We start from the raw sequence: 17,244 nt of genomic DNA, 5'->3' as shown, positions 1-17,244 counted from the left end.
AACAGTGTGACCTTAGAGGCATAACGCCGACGTAACCACTTCAGGTGACGCCCCGGTTATGCGCCCGGCGCTGGACTTTCTCCCCTCCGGCCGGGATCCGCCCGGCCCGCCCGGGGGGAGTGCCGCATGGCCGCGCACCGCCTGTTCGCCGTCGTCCTCGCGCTCGCCGCCGCCCTGCGGGTGCTCGTCATGCTCGGCTACGACACCGCGATGGTGTACTGGTACGACTCGTTCACGTACCTGGACACGGCGGTCCACCTGCAGCCGCGCGGGGCCTTCCACCCCGCCGGCTACTCCGGGTTCCTGTGGCTGATGCGGCCGTTCGGCAGCGTCGAGCTGATCGCCGGGGTGCAGCACGCGATCGGCCTCGGCATCGCCGTCATGATCTACGCCCTGCTGCGGCGGCGCGGGCTGCCCGGCTGGGGGGCCACGCTCGCCGCCGTGCCCGTGCTGTTCGACCCCGCGTTCGTCAGGCTGGAGCACGCCATCCTGTCCGACCTCCAGGTCATCGCGCTCGTCGTGGCCGCGCTGTGCGCGCTGATGTGGCGCGAGGAGGTCACCTGGCGGGCCGCCGCGCTCGCCGGGCTGCTGCTCGCGCTCGCCGGGGTCACCCGCACCGCCGCCGCGCCGCTGATCGGCCTGGCCGTCCTGTGGCTGCTGCTGCGCCGCGTCCCGTGGCGGGGCGTCGTCGCGCTCGCCCTGGCGGGCGCGCTGCCGCTGATCGGCTACGCCGGCTGGTACGCCCAGCACAACGGCCGCTTCGCGCTCAGCGGCTCCGACGGCGTCGCGCTCTGGGCGCGCACCATGACGTTCGCCGACTGCTCGATCATCAAGCCGCCGCCCGAGGAGGCCACGCTCTGCCCCAACGGCACCGTCCTGGACGCCGCCTCCGAGTACGTGTGGGCGCCCGGCGCGTCGCTCAACCGGCTGCCCGGCGGCCGGTTCGCGCACAACGACCTGGCCCGCTCCTTCGCCGTGCGCGCCATCGCCGCCCAGCCGCTCGACTACCTGCGCGAGGTGGCCGCCAACACCGCGCTCGCCTTCACCTGGGAGCCCGTGCCGCACCCCGACCGCATGACGCCCACCTCCCGCTTCCCGTACGGCACCTGGACCCTGCCGGGCAACCCGCTGGTGGACAAGGTCCGCGCCGAGTACGACCCGGACATCCGCGGCATGCGCTCGGTGGAGCCGTTCGGGTCGATCCTGGCCGCCTACCCGTACCCGTGGTTCCTGCACGGGACGCTGTTCGGGGTGATGCTGCTGGCCGGGGCGGCGGGCTCGATCGGCCGCCGCCGGGCCGCGCTGCTGCCCTGGACGTTCGCGATGTTCCTGCTCGTCGCGCCGGTCGCCGCGCTGGACTTCGACCACCGGTACGTGCTGCCCGCCATCCCCCTGGCCGCCGTGGCTGCCGCGCTGGCCGTAGCCGCGATACCGCGTCCGCGGCATCGCGCGCCCGTACGGGAACGCGTTACCGTGCCCGTATGAAGACCTTCGCCCTGGTCTGCGGCATGGGCGTGGTCGTGGTGTACTCGACCCTCCTGGCCACCGGCAACCAGCCGGACGCCCGGCCGCTCGACCTGGCCGGCTACGTGCTGCTGGCCGTCGCCGCGCTCGGGCTGGCCTGGCTGCCGCGCGACCCCGTGGCCGCGCTCGTCACCTGCGCCGGTGCGGCCGCGCTCTGCTTCGTCTGACCGGCGCGATCGCCCATCCCTCGGCGGACCGGCTCGTCAGCGTCGTCATCTGGGCGCTGCTCGTCCTCGTCGTCGCCCAGCCCGCCGAGGTGTCGCGGGCCCGCCGCGACCACACCGCCGAGGCCGAGCGGCGCGCCGCCGACGCCGAGCGCACCCGCGAGGAGGAGGCGCTGCGGCGCGCCCAGGAGGAACGGCTGCGGGTCACCAGGGAGCTGCACGACGTCACCTCCCACACGATCTTGGTCATCGCCCTGCACGCCGCCGTCGCCGCGTCACGCGGCGGCTCATCGAGGAGTTCACCGCCCGCCGGACCTCAGCCCCGCCCGGCTCGCCCCGCTCACCGCCCGCGAGCACGAGGTCCTGACCGGCGTGGCGCGCGGGCTGACGAACGGGCAGATCGCGGGGGAGCTGTTCATGAGCCCGGCCACGGTCAAGACGCACGTGAACCGGATGATGGCCAAGCTCGGCGTGCACGACCGGGCGCAGCTCGTCGTCCTCGGCTACGAGACCGGCCTGGTCCGCCCCGGCCGCCCCTGAGCCGGGCCGGAACCCGCCCATCGGCCAGGCCGTCACCAGAGCCCCGGACCGCTCGGGGACGGCCCGGCTGAGGGGCGGCCGGTGAGGCCGGGCTGGTTCGAGGCTGCCGTTTCGGCGGATTGTTACGTAAAATTCGGGCATCGCGAGTGTTGGGGGCGCCAGGGTGCCGAGACAGGGCGTGGGTGTGGTGGTCGATCCCACCGTGCCGCCGGAGGTCGCCGGGATGCTGCGGGGCAGCGGCGCGCTCCTGTCGAGGTTCAGGGCCGGCTGGGTGCCGCCCCCCGTGGAGCCGATCGAGCGGCCGCGCGGCCCGTCGAGCCTCGCGCTGCTGGCCGCCACCCCGGTGGTCGTCGCGGTGGTGGCGGTGCTGCGGGACACGCCGCTGTCCGTGCTGGGGTTCATGGTGCTGGCGATGTTCGTGCTCGTCGTCCTGTTCAGGATCGCCGGCATCAGCGAGGTGCCCGAGGACGACCGGCCGCGCGAGCGGGCCGTCTACGAGCAGGCCCGCTGGTACGAGGGCCGCTACCTGTTACCGGGGGACTTCGACGAGGACGCGGCCCGGATGCTGGCCCGGGCGCAACGGGCCATCGGCACCGTTCTGCGCTCCCACGTCAACGCCGAGGGCCTGCTGGACGACGCGCGCAACGCGGTGATCCTGCCCGAGCAGGAGTGGGAGCTGGCCAGGCTGCTGGCCAAGCTGTCGGCGCTGCGCGCCGAGCACCGCGAGCTGACGGAACGCGGCATCGCCCCCGAGGTCGCCGCCGTCGTGCGCCCCCTGGACAACGCCCTGGCCGGCAGCGAGGCTGCCATCCTGGCCCGCGTCGAGGCGCTGGAACGTTACGCCCGCCACGTCGCCGACGCCGAGCGCGCCTATCACGCGCGCGCCCAGATCGAGGAGCTGCGCGCCCGGCTGCCGCGCTACGAGGAGCTGCTGGCCGAGTCGGGCGCCGACGCGCTGGCCGTGCCCGAGCTCGACCGGCTCAGCGAGGACGCCGAGGACGTCGAGCGGGCGCTGCGGCGCAGCGTCACCTCCGCGCACGAGGCTTTTCGCTATCTGGAGAGCTGACCCGCGCCGGACGGCGTGAGCTGACCGCAGGGCCTGCCGCCGGGACAGAGTGCCACATAGGATCAAAAATGTGCCCGGTCGTCCTGCGAAGGTGATAGTCGAGCCCACTGTTCCAGCCGCGACCGCCGACCTGCTCCGCGGCAACCGCAAACTGCTGCTGCGCGTCCGTTCCGGCTGGGTCCCGGCGCACCGCCACCCACCCGCTGTCGGCCTGGTGACCCGGACGGTGGCGACCGTCGGGGCGCTGATGGCGATGTCCGCCGGGCTCGGGTTCTTCCTGGCTGGCCGCTACACGCCGTTCGTCGCCGTGATGACGCTGGCCGCGCTGCTGGCCGTCGCCGTGCTGGCCAGGCCCCGCCCGGACGCCGAGGTGGAGCGGCGGCACGAGATCGAGCGCCAGGTCTACGACAGCGCCCGCCGCTACGCCGGCCGGTTCGTGCTGCGCGAGGACCTGGACGAGGCGGCCCGCGCCCTGATGACCCGGGCCCAGACGGCCGTCGACGCCGTCCTGGACTCGAACGTGCACGCCGAAGGGCTGCTCGACGACATCCGCAACGCGGTGATGCTGCCCGCCCAGGAGTGGGAGATCGCCCGGCTGCTGGCCAAGCTGTCGGAGCTGCGCGCCGAGCATCGCGGGGTGGTGGCCGAGGGCATCACCCCGGAGGTGGCGGCCGTCGCCGAGCCGCTGGCCCACGCCCTCGACAGCAGCGAGGCCGCCGTGCTGGCCCGCGTCGAGGCGCTGGAACGTTACGCGGGCCACGTCGCCGACGCCGAACGCGCCTACCGCGCCCGCGACCAGATCGAGCGGCTCGGCGCCCGCCTGTCCAGTTACGAGGAACTGCTGGCCGAATCGGGCGCCGACGATTCGGCCGTGCCCGAGCTGAGCCGCCTGGCCGAGGACGCCGGCCGGCTGGAACAGGCCCTGCGGGACAGCGTCACTTCAGCCCAAGAGGCATTCCGCCATTTACGCGAATGAAATGCGCAATTACCGATAACCAGCAGGAGAATGAAGCCGGCAAAGAGAAATTCCCCTAGGATCCCGATTTGTGGAAGTGGTGGTGGATCCGGGGGTGCCGCCGGAGGACGCGCAACTGATCCGGGACAGCGGCAAGGTCCTGACCCGGATGCGGCGTGGCTGGGTCCCCCCGCCGCCGCCCCCCGCCAAGCGCCGCGGCGTCGGCATGATCATCGCCGTGGTGGCCGCCGGAGCCGCCCTCATGGCGCTCGGCGCGATGCGCGGAGGCGTCGGGCTGCTGCTCATCTTCATCGGCATCCCCGTCCTGGTCGCCGCCTTCATCCGCACCGACCTCTCCGACGATGACGACGAGGCCGTCGTCGACCGGCAGATCTACGAGCAGCTCCGCTGGTACGAGGGCCGCTACGTGCTGGCCGACGACCTCGACGAGTCGTCACGCAGGCTGCTGGCCCGCGCCCAGAAGGCGATCAAGGCGGTGACCGAGTCGGCCGTCAACATGGAGGGCCTGCTCGACGACGTACGCAACTCGGTGATGCTGCCCGCCCAGGAGTGGGAGATCGCCCGGCTGCTGGCCAAGCTGTCGTCGCTGCGCGCCAAGCACCGCCGGACCGTGACCGGCGCCGTCACCCCCGAGGTCGCGGCCGTGGCCGAGCCGCTGGCCCGGGCGCTCGACAGCAGCGAGGACGCCGTCGTGGCCCGGGTCGAGGCGCTGGAACGTTACGCCGCCAACGTCGCCGAGGCCGAGCGCGCCTTCCGGGCCCACCACCAGATCGAGGAACTGCGCGGGCGGCTGCACCAGTACGAGGAGCTGGTGGCCGAGTCGGGCGCCGACGGCTTCGCCGTGCCGGAGATCGAGCGGCTCAGCCGCGACGCCGACCAGCTGGAGCAGGCCCTGCGGCGCAGCCTCAACTCCGCCCACGAGGCCTTCCGCTACCTGGAGCCCTGACCCGCGATCCCCTGGGCGTCCTGGCAGGTGCGTACGAGCAGGTCGGCCAGCACGTCGGCGGCGTCGACGCGGCCCAGCTTGCGCGCCGCCTCGCCCATCGCCGCCCGCAGCTCCGGATCGGTCAGCAGCGGCATCAGCTCGGCCAGCAGGTCGTCGGCCGTCGGGTGCGGCTCCAGCAGCGCCCGCCCCGCCCCCGAGGACATCAGGTAGGCGGCGTTCTTGCGCTGCTCGTCACCGCCCGTCGGGATGAGCGGGATCAGCACCGACGGCTTGCCGATCGCGGTCAGCTCCGACACGGTGCCGGCGCCGCTGCGCGCGATCACCACGTCGGCCGCCGCGTACAGGTCGGGCAGCTCCGAGCCCACGTACGGCACCGGATGGTAGCGGTCGGCCAGGCCCGGCGGCAGCTCCACCGCCCGCATCTGCTCGATCCAGGCCGGCCCGCACTGGTGCACCACCTGGGCGTGCGGCAGCAGCCGGGGCAGCAGCTCGGCGATCAGCGTGTTGATCTGCTTGCTGCCCTGCGCGCCGCCCGTCACGTAGATCAGCGGCACCTCGAACGTCAGCCCGAACAGGTCGTAGGCGGCGGCCCGGTTGCCCTGCAGCAGCTCCGGCCGGACCGGGTTGCCCGTCACGACCGCCTTGGAGCGCGCCGAGGCCGGCAGGTAGTCCAGCGACGACTCGTGCGACAGCGCGATCCGGGTCGCCAGCCGCGACAGGATGCGGTTGGCCAGCCCCACCACCGTGGTCTGCTCGTGCATGACCAGCGGCCGGCGGATCAGCTTGGCCGCCACCCCGATCGGCACCGCCACGTAACCCCCGGTCGACAGCACCACGTCGGGCAGGTAGCGGGCGGCGTGCCCGATCGCCTGGAACACGCCCACCGGGATGCGGAACACGTCGGCGACGTTGGTGCCGAGCTCGCGCAGGTTGGGCCGGCGGCGCAGCTTGCCCGTGGTGATCGCCTTGAACGGGATGCCGTGCTCGGCGGTGAGACGGGCCTCCAGCCCGCCGGCCGTGCCCACCCAGAGCACGTCGTGCGGCACCTGGTGACGCCGCAGCGCCGCCAGGGTCGTCAGAGCCGGGTAGGTGTGACCGCCGGTGCCGCCGCCGGTGATCAGCAGTCGCAGGGTTCGTGACATGCGCTCAGACTATGGCCGCACAGCGGAAACCCGTGTGCCCGGTGGCGGAGTCGGGGGTGTTGGAGGTGCGCGCCGCCACCCGGTAGCGGTTGCAGTAGGAGTCGTGGCACATGTACGAGCCGCCGCGGATCACCTTGGCCTCGCCCTCGGCCGGGCCGGTCGGGTTGTCGGCGTACGGCTCCCACTCGACGCCCCACCAGTCGGCGGTCCACTCCCACACGTTGCCGGAGACGTTGTAGAGGCCGTAGCCGTTGGGCTGGAACGACTTGACCGGCATCGTGCCCTTGCTCGGCGCCGACGGGAAGTGGCCCTGCCAGATGTTGCACCGCTGCCGCCCCTTCGGCGCCAGCTCGTCGCCCCACGGATAGCGGGCCCGCTCCAGGCCGCCGCGCGCGGCCATCTCCCACTCGGCCTCCGTCGGCAGCCGCTTGCCCGCCCACGCCGCGTAGGCGCTCGCGTCGTGCCACGACACGTGCACGACCGGGTGGTTCTGCCGGTGGCCCACCGAGGAGCCCGGCCCCTCGGGCGTGCGCCAGGTGGCGCCCTCCACCCCGGCCCACCACGGCGCCCCGGGCACGCTCGCCTCCAGGACGCCCCGGCCGGCGAACTGCCGGAACACGAACGACCAGCCGATGCGCTCGGCCTCGGTCACGTACCCGGTCTCCTTCACGAACGTGGCGAACTGCGCGTTCGTCACGCACGCCGGGTCGATGAGGAACGGCTCCACCCGCACCCGGCGCACCGGGCCCTCGCCGTCCTCCGGGCGGCCGTCGGGGTCGTCGCCGCCCATCCAGAACTCGCCGCCGGGGATCCGCACCATCCCGCGCGGCGGCTCCCGCCGCACCGTCACGGGCCCGGGCGCGGACGTCGGCATCGGCGCCAGCGTCGGCGTCGGCACGGTGAGCACCTCGCGCGCCGCCGTGACCGCGCCCGCCCCGCTGCCCGTCCCGCCGCCCGCGCCGGACCCGCCGGGCTCCCCGGCCGCCTCACGGCTCGGACCGCAGCACGCGCCCATCCCGGCCCCCCTCTCACGTGTGTCGTGGCCTCTAGGAAGGGTAGTCGCCCTGCCATGCGCACGATCACGCGGCCGCCGCGCGCGAACGCCGCCGAGACACTTCGGCTGGGCCTCACCCTGGTCCTGCCGGCCCTCGCGCAGGGCGTCATCGTGCGCCGCCCGCTCATGGTCCGGCTCGCCGCGCTCACCCGCGCCGACGACCGGGCCGTCCGGCTGCTCGCCCGGCTGCGCGCCCGCCACGGCGACGGCCCGCTGCTGGTCCGGGTGCCGCTGCGGGGCTGGGCGGTGCTCGTGCTGTCGGCCGCCGACGTGCGGCGGGTGCTCGACGACCGCTCCCTCACCCCGGCCAACCGGGAGAAACGCGGCGCCCTCGGCCACTTCCAGCCGGACGGCGTGCTCATCACCCCCGAGCCGAAGCTGCGGGAGCGGCGTCACGACTACAACGAACGGGTGCTGCTCCCCGACTTCGGGCCGGTCGCGCGGGCCGCCGCCGAGGAGGCGGCCACGCTGCCGTACCGGGGCGTGCTCACCTGGACGGACTTCCACGCCGCGTTCTGGCGGCTGGCCCGGCGCGTCGTGCTCGGCGACGGCGCCCGCGACGACGTGACCCTCACCCGGATGCTCGACCGGCTGCGCGGCGACGCCAACTGGTTCTACCTGCGCGGGCGCCGCACCGACGTGTACCGCGCCTTCCGGCGGCGGCTGGACGGCCACCTGGCGCGCGCCGAGCCCGGCAGCCTGGCCGCTGCCCTGGCCGCCACCCCGGCCCCCGCCGACGTGTGCCCGGAAGGCCAGGTGCCGCACTGGCTGTTCGCCTTCGACGCCGCCGCCATCGCCGCCTACCGCGCCCTCGCCCTCCTGGCCACCCACCCACCCCCCAGAACCGCCCACCCGGGCCCACCCAGCACGCCCGCCCACCCGGCCCCGCCCGGGACTCCCGGAGAAGGGACCGCCGCCAGGGACGGGGCCGCCGCGGGCGGGACCGCCACCCACCCAGGCCCGTCCGGGGTCGCCACTCACCTGCGCTCGGCCGGGGTTGGCGGGCGTGGGGTCGGTGGGGCGGGGGTGCGGGCGGCGGTGTTGGAGTCGGTGCGGTTGTGGCCCACCACGCTGGCGATCCTGCGCGACACGACCGGCCCCACCGAGTGGGGCGTCCCCGAGGGCAGCCTCGTGGCGATCTACAGCCCGTACGTGAACCGCGCCGAGGCAGGCGACCACTACCGCCCCGACCTGTGGACCGGCGACGACGCCTGGGACGACGGCGAGCCGCTGGACGGCGGCGGCGCGTGGGCGGGCGGCGACGCGCGCACCGGGGTGCCGTTCAGCGCGGGGTTCGCCCGGTGCGCGGGCCGCGACCTGGTGCTGTTCACCGCGGCGAGCCTGCTGGGCGCGTTCCTGCGCGAGCGGGAGGTGTTCGCGTCGGTGCGCCTGGAGGGCGCGCTGCCCGCCTCGTTCGACCACACCGGGCTCCGCTTCGCCGTGCGACAAGGGGACCTGTAGCGTTCGTGCCATGCGACTCGGCGTGCTGGACATCGGCTCGAACACTGTCCATCTTCTCGTCGTGGACGCCCACCGGGGCGCCCGGCCGATTCCTGCCTTCTCCCACAAGGAGGAGCTGCGCCTGACCGAGCACCTCGACGAGCGCAACCGCCTGTCGGGGGAGGGCGTCGAGCGGCTGGGCGCGTTCGTGGCGGAGGCCGTCCGGCTGGCCGAGGACAAGGGCGTGGAGGACCTGGTCGCCTTCGCCACCTCCGCCGTGCGTGAGGCGGCCAACGGCGATCAGGTGCTGGCCGAGATCGACGCGCGCTGCGGCGTGCACATCGAGGTGCTGTCGGGCCGCGACGAGGCGAGGCTGACGTTCCTGGCGGTGCGGCGCTGGTTCGGCTGGTCGTCGGGCCGGCTGCTGGCCTTCGACATCGGCGGCGGCTCGCTGGAGATCGCCTGCGGGGTCGACGAGGAGCCGGACGTGGCCGTGTCGCTGCCGCTCGGCGCGGGGCGGCTGACGCGTGACCGGCTGAGAGCCGACCCGCCCGGCGCCGACGAGGTGCGCGCGCTGCGCCGCCACGTACGGGCCGAGATCGCCCGCACGGTCGGCGACGTGGTCCGCTTCGGCGAGCCCAACCGGGCGGTGGCCACCTCCAAGACGTTCAAGCAGCTCGCCAGGATCGCCGGCGCGGCTCCCAGCAGCGAGGGCGTGTACGTGTCGCGTTCGCTGTCCCGGCAGGACATGGCCGACTGGGCGGTCAAGCTGACCACGATGGGCTCGGCGGAGCGCGCGGAGCTGTCGGGGGTGTCGGAGGGGCGGGCCATGCAGCTCGCGGCGGGCGCGATCGTCGCCGACGCGGTGATGGACCTGTTCGAGGTGGAGCGGCTGGAGGTGTGCCCGTGGGCGTTGCGCGAGGGGGTCATACTGCGCCGGCTCGACCTGCTGCCTGGCGGCCGCCTCGACACCACCGAGTAAGGGCGAAATATCGTCATATAACGACCAACTGGCCGCGCTGAACTGCATCAAATGGTGTTATGCGGGCAATCGTTGCCAGATGTGGTCACTGCTCAGCGCGGTCGCGTCCCTGGCGATCGCCCTCTCCCTGTCGTTCCTGGCCGTGATCCTCATCTCGGTGGTCGTGCTCGTCTGGCTGGCGCTGCTGGCGAGCCTGACCGCCAGGGAGTCATGACGCCAGGAACTGCCCCGCCGCCCCCGGGCTGTAGCGCAGCCTCTTCTCCAGGCACACCACGGCGCCGTCCTCCGGCTTGTTGACGAACCGCACGTCGTCGGCCAGCGCCCGCATGATCTGCAGCCCCCGGCCGTGCTCCGCGCCCGGTTTCGGGGGCCGTACCGCCTCGGGGTCGAAGCCGTCGCCGGTGTCGATCACCCGGATCACGCACAGGTCGTCGCGCACGCCCGCGGTGACCGTGTACTCCTCGCTCGGCTCCGCGTGCCTGATCACGTTGGAGCACGCCTCGGAGAGCATGAGCTCGATGTCGTCGCGGATCTGCGGCTCGACGCCCAGCGACCGTAGCGTGCCGTCGAACAGCCGCCTGATCAGCGGAACGCTGGCCGCGTCCCTCGGCAGCCGGAGCGCTATCGTCGCCTCCACGGCGTCTCCTCCCGTCTCGACCGTGGAAGCCCTCTGCCCGTGATCCGGCGGCCCAATCCGCACCCCCTGCCGGGTCAGGAGGCGACTCCCTGCTCGGAGCCGGAAAATTCGTTCGTCAGTCGGCCGGTTCCAGCAGTCGCAGCGCCACCTCCAGCGAGGCCGCGGCGGCCTCCTCCTCGCTCAGCGTGTCGTCGTGCCGGATCCACTTGGGCGCGTGCAGCGTGAACAGCGCCATCGACCGGCTGACCCGGGTGACGGCCGGGGTGCCCGGCTCGCTCATCGCCGCGACCATCTCCAGCAGCACCTCGCGCAGCCGCAGGATCTTCGGGTGGTCGCGCAGCGCGGTCTGGTTGCGCTCCAGGAACCGGGCCACCTCCAGGTAGCGCGGGTGGCGCAGCCGGTCGGCGTAGCGCAGCACCAGCTCGCGCCGCATCTGCGGGGTCTTCGGCTGCGCCCGGGCCCACTCCAGCAGCTCCTCCAGCTCGGCCACGCGCAGTTCGGCCAGGCTGGCGACGATGTCGTCCTTGGTCTTGAAGTGGTAGTAGAGGGCGGCCTTGGTGACGCCGAGCCGTTCGGCGATCTCCCGCAGCGAGGTCGCCTCGTAGCCCTGCTCGATGAAGAGGCCGAGCGCGATCTCCTGGATCCGGGACCGGGTGTCTTCCCGCAAAACGCACCTGTCTTGACTGTACGGGGGTGTCGGGGCCCCAGTTTAGGAGCCCAACTAGCCGGTCGGCAAGTAAGGAAGATCGGTCAGCCGGGCGGCAGGCCGAACAGCCGGTCCAGCGCCGTCATCTTGAGCAGCCCGCGCAGGTAGGGCGTCACCGCGACCAGGCGCAGTTCGGCGCCGCTGGCGCCGGCCCGCTGCCACAGCCGCACCAGCGCGGCCAGCCCGGAGGAGTCGACGAACGTCAGCCCCGACAGGTCCAGATCGAGGCGCTGCCAGCCGTCGGGCAGCTCGGCCAGCTCGCCGGCGGTGTCGTGGTCGAGCTCGCCGCTGAGCGCCACCCGCGTCGCCGTCGCGTCGAGCGCGACGACGTCCACGGTCAGCGGTGTCTTCTCGGACATCCTTCCAGATTAGACCCGCGACAAAATTGGGAGGCGGGCGGCACGCGACTTGTGCAGAATCACCGCATGCACACCCTCAGCCGGCCGCGTCCCGAGGACGCCGCCGCCATCCACGAGCTCGTCGCCGCGCGCGACGTGGCGGTGCTCGGCGTCCCCGACCTGACGCTCGACGACGTCCGGGGCGAGCTCGCCGAGCCCGCCTTCGACCTGGAGGCGGACGGCTGGCTGGCCCGCGACGCCGACGGGGGACTGGACGGCTGGGCGTGGGCGTGCGCGCCCGGCGACGGCGACGTGGTCGACGTCGAGGTGGTCGTCCGCCCCGGCGTGACCGGGCTCGCCGAGCGGCTGTGGCCGCTGGTGCTCGGCCGCGCCGCCGAGCTGGGCCGCGCCCGCGGCCACGCGACGGCCTCCGCCTCCGTCGGCGTCTACCGCACCGACCAGCCCCAGCGGGCGCTCGTCCAGGGCTACGGCTTCGAGCCCGGCACCAGCTTCTACCGCATGCGCGCCGACTTCGACGGCCCGGTCGAGCCGCCGCCCGTGCCCGCCGGCGTCACCCTGGAGACGGGGGAGAGCGACGACGTCCGCCGCCGGGCCCACCGCGTCCACCAGGACGGCTTCGCCGGCCACTACGGCTTCACCCCCACCGGCTACGACCAGTGGTACGAGCGCCGCCAGGCGCACGCCACCACCGACTGGAGCCAGCTCACGCTCGCCAGCGTCGGCGGCGAGCCCGCCGCCGTCTGCCTCGGCAACGACCAGTTCGCCGCCGACGAGGGCTGCGGCTACGTCGCCCTGCTCGCGGTGCTGCCCGCCTTCCGGGGCCGCGGCCTGGGCCGGTTCCTGCTGCGGCACGCCTTCGCCGCCGACGCCGCCCGCGGGCGCAAGGGCACGATCCTGCACGTCGACTCCAACAACACCACGCCCGCCCTGGGCCTGTACGAGTCGGCCGGCATGCGCCCCGTCCTGATCATCGACATGTGGCGGCGCACCGTCTGAAGGTCGCGTGAAGGCGGTCAGACCCGGTGCCGCGCCAGGTGGTCCAGCACCGCCTGGTTGGCCTCCCAGCCGTCGGGGAACTTCACCGGAGCCCCCAGCCGCACCGGCTCGGCCGACGGATGGGCGTCGAGCAGCTCGGCGATGCCCGCCCTGGCCACGACCACGCAGGCGTGCCGGTGCCGTGACGCCAGCACGCACAGCCGCCCCGACTCCAGGTGGAACGCCGTGGCGTCGCGCCGCCCCGACAGCGGGTGCAGCACGATCGTCACGTCGTACTCGCGGCCCTGCAGCCGGTTGGCGGTGTCGACGGTGATCTCCGGCGGCAGCCCGGCCGCGCGGATCGCCGCCACCTGGTCGCGGTGCGCCGCGCCGACCGCGATCCGGTCGGCGGTCACCGGCCGCTCGCCCTGCTCCGAGCCCGCCACCGCGCCGCGCTGCAGCAGCCGGGCCGCCAGCAGCGCCACCGCCTCGACGGCCTCGCCGTCGGTGCGCACGGTGTGCCGGTTCGGCAGCTCCAGCAGCGCCCACCCGGAGCGGGCGGCCTCCTCCAGCGCCCGGTCGTGCACGGTGCCCATGCCGCCGGTGGTCAGCTCCAGCCGCCGCTCGCCCGGCCCGGTGCCGGAGCGGAACCCGGTGAACGGGTAGAACGCCCGCGACACCACCGGCGCCGCCGACGCGGGCAGCCGCCACGACACCGGCAGCCGGTGCACCGGCAGGTCGGGGTTGTGCCGCAGCAGCACCGACACCGCGCTCTGCAACGGGTCCCACGACAGCCCCGACCACCGGTCGCCGTCGACGACGGAGAACGGGTCGAGCTGCCCCGGGTCGCCCACGAACAGCGCCCGGTCGAACAGGGCGGCGATGCGCAGCAGCTTGTCCGAGCGCATCTGGTACGCCTCGTCGACGATCGCCCACGGCCAGGTCCGGCCCGCGATCCACGCCCACTTGTCGGCGGTGGCGATGACGATGTCCGGGTCGCCCAGGTCCTGCACGCGGGTGCCGACGGTGACGCCGGGCAGGTCGAGCAGCCGCGCCGGGGTCACGTAGCCGCCCGCCGACAGCCGGCCGACGGTCAGGTGCGGGTGCTTGTCGCACAGCCGGGTCACCAGGTCGTCGACCTGCTCGTTGGTCTGCGCGACGATCATCAGCGGCTCGCCGGTCGCGGCGATGTGCGCGGCGGCCCGTACGACGAGCGTGGACTTGCCCGCGCCCGGCGGCGAGTCGACCACCACGCCCCGGTGGCGCGGCAGGTCGGCGAGCACGGCCGTGATGACCTGCTCGGGCGTGAGCTCGGGAGCGGCCCCAGAAACGGACCCTGCAACGGCCTCCGGAGCGGCCTGCGTCATGACCATTCCTCCACGGCGTCCTCGTCGGCGGGCACGTAGGCGGGCGGCGGGCCGCCGTGCGTCCACGGCGTGGCCTCGGCCTCCGGCAGCGCGGGCGCGCCCTGGAAGTCGTCGGTGAGCGAGGTGTAGCAGACCCGCTCGCCGGGCTCGGGCACCGCGCCGGGCGTCGGCGTCCGGCCCCGCCCCATGCCCTTGGTGATCTTGAGGGTGACCAGGCCGCCGTCCGCCGACACCAGCTCCGCGCCCTGCCCGCGCCGCTGCGGCGTGCCCAGCGACGTGCCGGGCGGTATCCGTACCGGATCGTCGGTCTTGACCACCACGAGCGGGCGCAGCTTGCGCGAGCGGCCCTCGCCCTCGGTGTTGTCCGGGACGGTCTCGACGACCTCGCCCGCGAACGCCTCGCCGGTCAGCCGGTATTCGGCCATGACGAGCGGGTCGTCGTAGGCGCGCTGCACGTCGTAGGCCGCCTGGGCGCGTTCCATGCGCGCCAGGCGGGCGGCGGCGGCCACCGCGCCGTCGCGCCGCGCCTGCGGCGGCGCGCCCTCCTCGATCTGCGCCGCCATGCCGCTGAACGAGGCCCGGTCCTGCTCCCACCGCTGGGCGACGCCCGCGCCCGGCTCCAGCGCGCGCAGCAGGTCGACCGCCTGCCACATGAGCCGCCAGGTGGGGGCGAGCTGCGTGCGCAGCGCCTCGGTGACGCGCTCGGCGGACTCGCTCTCCATCGCCGGCGCCAGCACCTCGGCGTCGAACCCGGGGTCGGTCGCCGGGCCGGCCGGCGGCCAGACCAGCGGGTCCTCCGCCTCGTCCGACGGCCCGGTGGTGATCCAGGCGACCAGCGCCGCCAGGTTGGCGTCCTCCAGCGCGCTCTGCCCGCTCGCCCAGTGGCGGGCCAGCTCCTCCGTCGCGGCCATCGCCAGCGACGAGCCCGGGTACGCGGCCCGCTCGGCGAAGTACGTCAGCCACCGGCCCAGCAGCGGCACCCCCTGCGGCACCGGGTACGGCCCGTCGGTGCGGCGGAAGCGGGTGGAGCGGCCCAGCAGCCGGGTGAACGCCACGCCCGCCCGGTTCGGCAGCAGCAGCTGCGGCGCGTCCAGCGCCCGCTCGTACGGGTCGGCGTTGCGGCGCTCGACCGTCTCCGTGCTGCCGAGGAAGCTCTCCACGTACGGCACCAGCACCCCGGCCAGCTCGGCGGCCCAGGCGAAACGCAGGTCGCGGTTGCGCGGCTGGGTCACCACCAGCAGCCGCGGCGCGTCCCGGTCGGTGCCGAGCATGGCGGCCAGCGGCGCGGCGGCCTCCCCGGCGAGCTTCAGCGGGATGAACACCATCGGCCGCTCGGACAGGTGGCAGTGGCGCACGGTCGCGATCGGCTGCGCCCGGCCCGCTTCCACGGCCCGCAGCCGGGCCAGCGAGGTGAGCAGGCTCACGTCAGGCACTCCCTGCGCAGCCGCTCGGCGCCGCGCAGCAGGCGGGCGATCTCCTCCTGGCCCTCGGCCGGGGCGCGCGCCCCGTCGGCCAGCGCCAGCGCCTCGCCCACCGAGGCGACGCCGCCGAGCTCGTCGCGGACGTGCCGGCCCAGCAGGTCGGAGGCGCCCTCCTGGCGAGCCTCGTCCCGGCAGAAGAAGCACAGGTCGCAGGTGGACAGGCAGTCGGGCGCGTAGCGGGCCGCCGCCCCGCGCACCGCGTCGGCCAGCTCGGCCACCGGCCGCGACGGCAGCCCGTCCTCGTCCGGCATCAGGTCGAACGTGAGCCCGTCGGGCAGCGCGTCGATCAGCCGGTCCAGGTCCGTCATGCGGGCGAGCTGGCGGCGCAGCACCGCGAGCTGGCGGCGCACGTCCACCAGCGTCGCCACCGGCCGGTTGGCGAAGTTCTCCGGGCAGACCAGCACCACCTCGTGCGAGACCCGCAGCGGGTCGTGGCCCAGCTCCTCCAGCAGCCCGCGCAGCGCCAGCACGTAGACGGCCGCCTGCCGGGCCGCCGCCGCGGCCGCCGCCGGGTCGGCCTGCCCGTCGATCACCGCGAACGACTTGATCTCCACGATGTGGAAGCGCCCGCCGAGCTGGAAGGCCACCACGTCCGGCTCCAGGTAGGCGGTGTGCCCGGCGATCTCCAGCGTGAACAGCGGATGGTCGTAGACGGTGCCCGCGTCCTCCTCGCGCACCGCGCGGTCGATCAGCGCGCGCGTGTGGGTGTGGCGCAGGTGCGCGCCGACGTTCTCCACGTCGTGGTAGGCCACCTCGGCGATCGGCAGGCCGAGCAGCTCGCGCAGCATCCGCAGCAGCTCGGCGCACCCGTCGGCCTTCACCAGCGCCTCGAACGCGTTGCCGCGCGTGATCGCGAACGGCGACTGCCCGAACGGCGCGGGGAAGCCCAGGTGGCGGGCGGCGGCGCCCTTGTCGATCCCGGCGCCGTCCATCAGCGCCCGGCGGGTGCAGCCGGGGTTGGCCGCCAGCGCGGCGATCGCCCGCGCGTCATGCGGCTTCGGCGGCGTGGTGCCGCGCAACGCGTCAAGCCGGTTCATCGTTCTCCTGATCTTGCGACGGTGTTCAGCGTAGCGGCGCCGAACAGCCTTGCCACGTCACCGAGCTGGGATGTCGCGCGACCGGCCAGCTCCGCCCGGTCCAGCGCGTCGCGTTCGGCGTGCACGGCCAGCTCCCGCCGGGCCGCGTCGGCCACCCGCGCCGGGTCGGGCGGGCCGAGCCCGTCGCCGCCCGCGCCCGGGATGTTGCGCGCCATCCTGGCCAGCAGCCGCTCGCCCTCCGGCGGCGCCTGGCCGAGCCCGGCCAGGTGGGCGGCGATCCGGGCGGCGCCGGTCAGGAAGTCGACCCTCGGGCTGAGCGGCCCGACCACCCGGCGCTCCACCGGCCAGGTGCTGAGCGTGAGCAGGGCGCGCGCGGGGGAGAGGCGGTCGGTCAGGGCCGCGCACAGGTAGTACGGCCTGCCGTACGGCGAGGAGCGGAACGAGCGCTCCTCGTCGCGGCGCAGGCTGGTGAGCTGGGCGCTGCGGATCGTGCCGGCGAAGAACGCCTGGCTCACGGTGACGATGAGCCGCGGCTGCGCGGGCGCGTCCAGCAGCGCCAGCGCCTGGTGGACCTGCTCGCGCACGGTGACCAGCCGCAGCCCGTCGCCGCGCCCCTTCGCCGGGCCGCTCCGCGCGGGCTCGCCGGGGGTGCTGACCAGGGCGTCCCAGGCGCGCTCGGCGGCACGCAGCTCGGCGCGGAGCCCGCGCGCCGTGGCCGTGTCCCGGACGCGCATCGCCGTACGGACACCGGCCCGGAGCTCGTCGATCCGCCTTTCGAGATCGTCCAGCCGGTCACTCATGGCGCGACTGTAGCAAGAGTTCCAGTAATCTCCAGCAATTTCAGGACA

At 74.4% G+C, this 17,244-nt stretch carries 20 protein-coding genes; 10 read left to right on the top strand and 10 right to left on the bottom strand.

Annotated features, from left to right (window positions below):
• Window positions 1-126 precede the first annotated feature (126 nt).
• The gene (locus AB0J53_RS31120) at window positions 127-1,485 is read left to right on the top strand and encodes a hypothetical protein (protein WP_364179057.1); all 1,359 of its coding nucleotides are present in this window, start codon (window positions 127-129) and stop codon (window positions 1,483-1,485) included.
• A complete protein-coding gene (locus AB0J53_RS31115) occupies window positions 1,482-1,691 on the top strand; it encodes a hypothetical protein (protein ID WP_364179055.1) in 210 nt (69 codons plus the stop codon). The genes AB0J53_RS31120 and AB0J53_RS31115 overlap by 4 nt, the downstream gene beginning before the upstream one ends.
• Here AB0J53_RS31115 and AB0J53_RS31110 read toward each other — a convergent pair.
• The gene (locus AB0J53_RS31110) at window positions 1,654-1,938 is read right to left on the bottom strand and encodes a hypothetical protein (protein ID WP_364179053.1); all 285 of its coding nucleotides are present in this window, start codon (window positions 1,936-1,938) and stop codon (window positions 1,654-1,656) included. The two genes, AB0J53_RS31115 and AB0J53_RS31110, sit on opposite strands and share 38 nt — an antisense overlap.
• Window positions 1,939-2,060: 122 nt before the next feature.
• Here AB0J53_RS31110 and AB0J53_RS31105 point away from each other — a divergent pair, with 122 nt between their 5' ends.
• The 4 genes from AB0J53_RS31105 (at window position 2,061) to AB0J53_RS31090 (ending at window position 5,216) form a co-directional block, all read left to right on the top strand.
• The gene (locus tag AB0J53_RS31105) at window positions 2,061-2,228 is read left to right on the top strand and encodes a LuxR C-terminal-related transcriptional regulator (RefSeq protein WP_364179051.1); all 168 of its coding nucleotides are present in this window, start codon (window positions 2,061-2,063) and stop codon (window positions 2,226-2,228) included.
• A 178-nt stretch (window positions 2,229-2,406) separates the two neighbouring features.
• Window positions 2,407-3,294, top strand: coding sequence for a hypothetical protein (locus AB0J53_RS31100; protein WP_364179049.1), 888 nt, complete (start codon window positions 2,407-2,409; stop codon window positions 3,292-3,294).
• 70 nt (window positions 3,295-3,364) lie between these two features.
• Complete coding sequence (locus AB0J53_RS31095) at window positions 3,365-4,270, top strand: hypothetical protein (protein WP_364179047.1); 906 nt, start codon at window positions 3,365-3,367, stop codon at window positions 4,268-4,270.
• Window positions 4,271-4,340: 70 nt separating this feature from the next.
• Window positions 4,341-5,216: a hypothetical protein gene (locus tag AB0J53_RS31090; RefSeq protein WP_364179045.1), complete on the top strand. Its 876-nt coding sequence runs from the start codon at window positions 4,341-4,343 to the stop codon at window positions 5,214-5,216.
• Here the strand turns inward: AB0J53_RS31090 and AB0J53_RS31085 are convergent.
• Window positions 5,201-6,358, bottom strand: coding sequence for a UDP-N-acetylglucosamine--N-acetylmuramyl-(pentapeptide) pyrophosphoryl-undecaprenol N-acetylglucosamine transferase (locus AB0J53_RS31085; protein ID WP_364179043.1), 1,158 nt, complete (start codon window positions 6,356-6,358; stop codon window positions 5,201-5,203). The genes AB0J53_RS31090 and AB0J53_RS31085 overlap by 16 nt on opposite strands.
• 4 nt (window positions 6,359-6,362) lie before the next feature.
• Window positions 6,363-7,373, bottom strand: a complete 1,011-nt coding sequence (locus AB0J53_RS31080; protein WP_364179041.1) for a formylglycine-generating enzyme family protein — start codon at window positions 7,371-7,373, stop codon at window positions 6,363-6,365.
• Window positions 7,374-7,427: 54 nt separating this feature from the next.
• Between AB0J53_RS31080 and AB0J53_RS31075 the strand changes: the two genes are divergently transcribed.
• The 3 genes from AB0J53_RS31075 to AB0J53_RS31065 all read left to right on the top strand — a co-directional run bounded on the left by AB0J53_RS31075 (window position 7,428) and on the right by AB0J53_RS31065 (window position 10,048).
• Window positions 7,428-8,873 (top strand): hypothetical protein, encoded by a 1,446-nt coding sequence (locus tag AB0J53_RS31075; protein WP_364179039.1) that lies wholly within the window; start codon window positions 7,428-7,430, stop codon window positions 8,871-8,873.
• A gap of 10 nt (window positions 8,874-8,883) precedes the next feature.
• Complete coding sequence (locus AB0J53_RS31070) at window positions 8,884-9,834, top strand: Ppx/GppA phosphatase family protein (protein WP_364179037.1); 951 nt, start codon at window positions 8,884-8,886, stop codon at window positions 9,832-9,834.
• A gap of 79 nt (window positions 9,835-9,913) precedes the next feature.
• Window positions 9,914-10,048, top strand: a complete 135-nt coding sequence (locus tag AB0J53_RS31065; RefSeq protein WP_281427400.1) for a hypothetical protein — start codon at window positions 9,914-9,916, stop codon at window positions 10,046-10,048.
• On the opposite strand, the gene AB0J53_RS31060 is transcribed toward AB0J53_RS31065, so the two are convergent.
• From AB0J53_RS31060 to AB0J53_RS31050, 3 genes are all read right to left on the bottom strand, one after another.
• Window positions 10,043-10,471: an ATP-binding protein gene (locus AB0J53_RS31060; protein WP_219513846.1), complete on the bottom strand. Its 429-nt coding sequence runs from the start codon at window positions 10,469-10,471 to the stop codon at window positions 10,043-10,045. The genes AB0J53_RS31065 and AB0J53_RS31060 overlap by 6 nt on opposite strands.
• Before the next feature lie 115 nt (window positions 10,472-10,586).
• Window positions 10,587-11,138: a TetR/AcrR family transcriptional regulator gene (locus AB0J53_RS31055; protein ID WP_219513840.1), complete on the bottom strand. Its 552-nt coding sequence runs from the start codon at window positions 11,136-11,138 to the stop codon at window positions 10,587-10,589.
• Window positions 11,139-11,221: 83 nt separating this feature from the next.
• Entirely contained in the window at window positions 11,222-11,536 is a 315-nt protein-coding gene (locus tag AB0J53_RS31050; protein ID WP_219513838.1) for an STAS domain-containing protein, read from the bottom strand.
• A gap of 66 nt (window positions 11,537-11,602) precedes the next feature.
• Between AB0J53_RS31050 and AB0J53_RS31045 the strand changes: the two genes are divergently transcribed.
• A complete protein-coding gene (locus AB0J53_RS31045) occupies window positions 11,603-12,532 on the top strand; it encodes a GNAT family N-acetyltransferase (protein ID WP_364179034.1) in 930 nt (309 codons plus the stop codon).
• A 17-nt stretch (window positions 12,533-12,549) separates the two neighbouring features.
• On the opposite strand, the gene AB0J53_RS31040 is transcribed toward AB0J53_RS31045, so the two are convergent.
• From AB0J53_RS31040 to AB0J53_RS31025, 4 genes are read right to left on the bottom strand one after another with little or no spacing between them, the layout of a single operon-like run.
• Window positions 12,550-13,878 (bottom strand): AAA family ATPase, encoded by a 1,329-nt coding sequence (locus AB0J53_RS31040; protein ID WP_364179032.1) that lies wholly within the window; start codon window positions 13,876-13,878, stop codon window positions 12,550-12,552.
• Window positions 13,875-15,302 carry a hypothetical protein gene (locus tag AB0J53_RS31035; protein WP_219513832.1) on the bottom strand — a complete coding sequence of 476 codons (1,428 nt, stop codon included), beginning with the start codon at window positions 15,300-15,302 and terminating at the stop codon, window positions 13,875-13,877. The genes AB0J53_RS31040 and AB0J53_RS31035 overlap by 4 nt, the downstream gene beginning before the upstream one ends.
• Window positions 15,299-16,396, bottom strand: coding sequence for a hypothetical protein (locus AB0J53_RS31030; RefSeq protein ID WP_219513830.1), 1,098 nt, complete (start codon window positions 16,394-16,396; stop codon window positions 15,299-15,301). Before AB0J53_RS31030 ends, AB0J53_RS31035 begins: the two co-directional genes overlap by 4 nt.
• The gene (locus tag AB0J53_RS31025; protein WP_219513828.1) at window positions 16,393-17,196 is read right to left on the bottom strand and encodes a hypothetical protein; all 804 of its coding nucleotides are present in this window, start codon (window positions 17,194-17,196) and stop codon (window positions 16,393-16,395) included. Before AB0J53_RS31025 ends, AB0J53_RS31030 begins: the two co-directional genes overlap by 4 nt.
• Window positions 17,197-17,244 lie beyond the last annotated feature (48 nt).

The sequence above is a fragment of the Nonomuraea sp. NPDC049725 genome (assembly GCF_040674795.1).
Classification (GTDB): Bacteria; Actinomycetota; Actinomycetes; order Streptosporangiales; family Streptosporangiaceae; genus Nonomuraea; species Nonomuraea ceibae.
Note: the sequence above shows the minus strand (reverse complement) of the source record. Positions and strands in the feature narration are given on the sequence as shown.